Annotated in this window: 1 rRNA gene; it reads right to left on the bottom strand. The window is 36.0% G+C overall.

Features of this window, described 5'->3' with window-relative positions:
* A 23S ribosomal RNA gene (locus ACYUE0_RS17810) occupies positions 1–135 on the bottom strand; the annotation flags it as partial.
* Positions 136–513 lie beyond the last annotated feature (378 nt).

Raw genomic sequence — 513 nt, 5'->3', positions numbered from 1 at the left:
TTAAGTAGGTTTCCCYATTCGGAAATCTCTGGATCACAGGCTATTTGCGCCTACCCAAAGCTTATCGCAGCTTATCACGTCCTTCTTCGGCTCCTAGTGCCAAGGCATTCACCCTGCGCCCTTTGTAGCTTGACCTATCAATTTCTTATYTCTAAGAATTCTTTGTCATTTATACAAAAATTCGCATAAAATAGTTTATATTTTAAGGTTTTTATTGTCTTGACGAAATTGTTATATCTTTATTTAAAGGTTTAACAATGTCTTTTTATCACTGTGCAATTTTCAAAGAACAAAAATATCGCTATAAGCGGCGCATTATGTCGTCAACTTCAGTCAYTGTGGTGCTCRCTTACGTAAGTAAGCTCTGCTCCTCATTCCYTTGTTTCCTAATATTGCTTGCTTCTATCAATATTTTACTTATTGAGATTTTCCAAAAAAAATTGGACTCTCAAAATTAAACAGATAACATAGTACCAGATGTCACAAAGTGTTACCTTTGTGCCGACTCCCTAG

The sequence above is a fragment of the Clostridium sp. CTA-19 genome, assembly GCF_054767855.1.
Note: the sequence above shows the minus strand (reverse complement) of the source record. Positions and strands in the feature narration are given on the sequence as shown.